General features: G+C 69.7%; 4 protein-coding genes. 1 reads left to right on the forward strand and 3 read right to left on the reverse strand.

Features of this window, described 5'->3' with window-relative positions; genetic code table 11:
- The 3 genes from HMPREF0975_RS11465 to HMPREF0975_RS11475 form a co-directional block, all read right to left on the reverse strand.
- Positions 1-1299, reverse strand: a 1299-nt coding sequence (locus HMPREF0975_RS11465; protein WP_009234345.1) for a DEAD/DEAH box helicase, incomplete at its 3' end; no start/stop codon positions are given.
- A 230-nt stretch (positions 1300-1529) separates the two neighbouring features.
- A complete protein-coding gene (locus HMPREF0975_RS11470; protein WP_009234346.1) occupies positions 1530-2942 on the reverse strand; it encodes a GntP family permease in 1413 nt (470 codons plus the stop codon).
- Between the two features lie 137 nt (positions 2943-3079).
- Positions 3080-3607 carry a gluconokinase gene (locus tag HMPREF0975_RS11475; RefSeq protein ID WP_009234347.1) on the reverse strand — a complete coding sequence of 176 codons (528 nt, stop codon included), beginning with the start codon at positions 3605-3607 and terminating at the stop codon, positions 3080-3082.
- Between the two features lie 126 nt (positions 3608-3733).
- Here HMPREF0975_RS11475 and HMPREF0975_RS16825 point away from each other — a divergent pair.
- Positions 3734-4066 (forward strand): FadR/GntR family transcriptional regulator (locus HMPREF0975_RS16825; protein ID WP_009234348.1); only part of this gene is annotated, 333 nt, incomplete at its 3' end.

Below are 4066 nucleotides of genomic sequence, written 5' to 3' on the forward strand. Positions count from 1 at the left end.
CCCGGTGGAGGCCCGCCCGCCGGGGCTGCCGCCCTTGACGGCCACGCCCTCGGGCATGTCCTCGATCGCGACGGCGTCGGCGACCCGCCCCACGAGGGCGGCCACGGCGTCGTCGTCGGGCCGGATGCGCTCGATGTCCGCGCGGATACGCGCCTTCTTGAGCAGGACCTGGACGTCGCGGCCCTGCTCGGGCAAGACGAGGGTGACGACACTCCCGGCTGCCCCGGCGCGGGCGGTGCGCCCGGAGCGGTGCAGGTAGGCCTTGTGCTCGGCGGGCGGGTCGACGTGGACGACGAGCTCGACGCCGGAGACGTCGATACCGCGGGCGGCGATATCGGTGGCGACCATGACGTGGACCTGCCCGGTGGAGAAGGCCCGCATGGCGCGCTCGCGCGCGTTCTGGCTCATGTTCCCCTGCAGCTCGACGGCAGGGATGCCGGCCTGGACGAGCTTGCGGGCCAGGCGCCGGGCGAGGTGCTTGGTGCGGGTGAACAGGATGCGCTGTCCCTCTCCGGAGGCCAGGCGCCGCACGATGCCGTCTTTGGCAGTCTTGTCCGCGACCATCCACACGCGGTGGGCCATGGCGTCCACCGGCGAGGTCGAGGGGTCCACGGAGTGCTGGAGCGGATTGTGGAGGAACTCCTTGACCAGTGTGTCCACGCCGTTGTCCAGGGTGGCGGAGAACAGCATGCGCTGGCCGCGCTGCGGGGTGGCGCGCAGGATGCGGCGGACATTGGGCAGGAAGCCGAGGTCGGCCATGTGGTCGGCCTCGTCCAGGACGGTGATCTCGACCTCGTCGAGCTCGATGAGCCCTTGCCCCATGAGGTCCAGGAGCCTGCCGGGGCAGGCGACGACGACGTCGACCCCCGCCTTGAGGGCCTTCTCCTGGGGCTTGGCCGAGACGCCGCCGAAGATGGTGGTCACGTCCATATCGACCACGCGGGCCAGGGGCTCGATGACCTCGGCGATCTGGAGGGCGAGCTCGCGGGTGGGGGCCAGGACCAGGCCAATGGGGTGGCCGGGGCGGGCCTTGTCCTGCTGGGCCAAGCGCTGGACCAGCGGGAGGCTGAAGGCCAGGGTCTTGCCCGATCCGGTACGGCCGCGGCCGAGCACATCGCGCCCGGCGAGGGTGTCGGGCAGGGTGGTGGCCTGAATGGGGAAGGGCGCGGTGAAACCGCGCGAGTCGAGGTCGGTGGCCAGGTCGGAGTCCACGCCGAGGGAGGTGAAGGTGGCCTCCCCAGCGGCCGGGGTCTTCCCGGAGGCGAAGCGGTGGGAGGCGGAGGTGCGGTGTGCGGCCACGAGGGTCCTGTCGGTTGGGACCGCGAGCACGCCGGCGCGAGTCGCAGGCAGCGTGCGCGTCGGTGCGTGAGGTGCCGGCGTACGCGGCTCGACGGCGCGAGGCGTCAGATGAGTCGACGCGCGCCAGGACCGGGGCACCAGCCAGACCGGGCGGCGCCCGGACCAGAACGCCATCCTGCCCGAGATATCACCGTTCCCCAAGGACGCCGCTCACATACTTCAGCGGCTGGTCAGAAGACTCCCAGGACGAGTGCGAGGAGGCCGATCGCGACCATGGCGACCACGGACAGGATCGTCTCCATCAGCGACCAGGTCTTGAAGGTCTGCCCCACGGTCATCCCGAAGTACTCCTTGACCAACCAGAAGCCGGCGTCGTTGACGTGGGAGAGGAACACTGAGCCCGCGCCGATCGCCAGGACGAGAAGGGCGACCTCGACCCGTGGCATGTGAGTGGTCAGCGGCGCCATGATGCCGGCCGCGGTGATGGTGGCGACGGTCGCCGATCCCGTGGCCAGGCGCACGGCGACGGCCACGAGCCATCCGGCCAGGAGGGCGGGCACGGCCGCCTGCTGGATCCAGGCAGCGATGATGTTGGCAATCCCTGAGTCGACAAGGGTTTGCTTGAATCCTCCCCCGGCCCCGACGATGAGCAGGATCCCGGCGATGGGTGCGAGCGAGGCCCCGACCCGTCCGCTGACGTCGTCGGCACCCAGCCCTAGGCGGGCCCCGAAGAGGTACATGGCGGCCAGGACCGTGATCAGCAGGGCGACGATCGGCTTGCCCACGAATAGTGCCGCGTGGACTACCAGGTTGTCGCTGTCCTCGGGGACGAGGGTCTCGACGACAGTACGCAGAAGCATGAGTCCCACGGGCAGCAGAACCACCACGATCGAGGTCGCGAAGGAGGGTCGCGGTCCCCCGTGCTCCTCATCCGAGGCCCCCAGTGGCTCGGGCGCCTCAATCGGTACCCACCTGGCCATGAAGCGGGCCGCGATGGGCCCGGAGATGATGACCGTGGGTACGGCGACCAGCAGCCCCAGTCCGAGGGTGAGCCCCAGGTCGGCCTTGACGGCGTTGATGGCGATGAGCGGTCCGGGGTGCGGCGGCACGAGGCCGTGGAGCGCGGACAGGCCGGCCAGGGCGGGCACGCCCAGCGCGATGAGCGGCTGGTGGGCCCGCCGGGCGACGATCATGACCACGGGGATGAGCAGGACGATGCCGACCTCGAAGAACAGCGGGATGCCGACGACGAAGGCGATGAGCGCCATCGCCCAGGGAAGGCGGGGGCCGGGCGCGCGGGCCAGGACGGTGTCGACGATCTGGTCGGCACCGCCGGAGTCGATGAGGAGGCGGCCGATGATCGCTCCGAAGGCGATGAGGGTGCCCACGTCACCGATCGTGGAGCCCATTCCCTTGGTGAAGGCGGTAAAGGTGTCGGCCAGCGGGATGCCGGCGACGACGGCCAGGACCGCCGAGCCCAGCGTCAGCGCGAGAAAGGGGTGCATCTTGCGCCAGACGATGAGCACGATGATCGTGGCGATGCCGAGCAGAGCGGCCGCGATGAGCTGCGTGTGATTGTCCGTGTGGCTCACGGTGTCGGCGGTCGGCAGCACGACCGGTTGAGCCGGAAGAGTGAACGTCATTGTTGTCTCCGTTGTCGTCGGGAGGTGGAGTGAGGACGAGGTGTGCGCATGCCGGGTTCGGCGGGCCGGGTTGACTGTGCGCCGCGCGCCTCGGTTGGTTGACGTGGGCGCCAGCGGCTATCAGCGAAGATCGGCGCTCAGCCAGCGTCGGCCGAGGCCTGCTCGAGTGCGGCGAGGATTGCCTCGAAGGTCTCCTCCGGCGTCGCCCGCGAGACCACGGTGACGCCGTCCTCGTCGTCGGACAGGGGCTCGAGGGCGGCGAACTGGGACGGCAGCAGGCTCGGGGGCATGAAGTGCCCCTCGCGGTGGGCCATGCGCTCCTGGAGCTCCTCGGGTTGGGCGAGCAGGTGGATGAAGAAGACCCGGCCCTGCGCGCCGGAGAGCAGGTCGCGGTAGGAGCGCTTGAGCGCTGAGCACGTGACGATCGTCTTGACGCCATCGGCGGCGCGCTCGCTCATCCAGTCGCGCATGGATTCCAGCCAGGGCCAGCGGTCCTCGTCGGTCAGGGCGATGCCGCGGCTCATCTTGTCGATGTTGGCCTCGGGGTGGAAGTCGTCGGCCTCGGCGACGGGCCAGCCCAGAGCGTTGTGAAGGTTGAGTGCGGCTGTGGTCTTGCCGCAGCCGGAGACCCCCATGAGGACGAGGTGCTCGACGGATCGGCTCATGTCTGCTCCTTGATGACGCCGTTGTCGTGAACTGATACGACAAATATACCTCAAACGTAGTATTTTTAAAAGGGTCGGATAGCATCTCCCACAGACATCTCGCACCACTCCTCCGGAAGCCCACCTATGCCCTCCACTGACCGACGTCGCGACGTCCTCGACTCCCTCGGGCGCGCCATCGTGACCGGGGAGATGGCGCCGGGCCAGAGCCTGACGCTGGAGACACTCCAGTCCCGTTACGGCGTCTCCCGGACACTGGCGCGCGATTGCGTCCACACCTTGGAGTCCATCGGCATCGTCGCCTCGCGACGTCGGGTGGGCATCGTGGTTCAGCCGCGCGAGCACTGGTCTGCCCTTGCGCCCGAGCTCGTGCGCTGGCAGCTCGAGGCCGATCCGCACGGCCCCAAGCTCGGCGCCCTGACCGAGCTGCGCGCCGCCATCGAGCCGGTCGCCGCGGCG

The organism is Actinomyces sp. oral taxon 849 str. F0330, assembly GCF_000239715.1.
In the GTDB taxonomy this organism is placed as follows: domain Bacteria; phylum Actinomycetota; class Actinomycetes; order Actinomycetales; family Actinomycetaceae; genus Actinomyces; species Actinomyces johnsonii.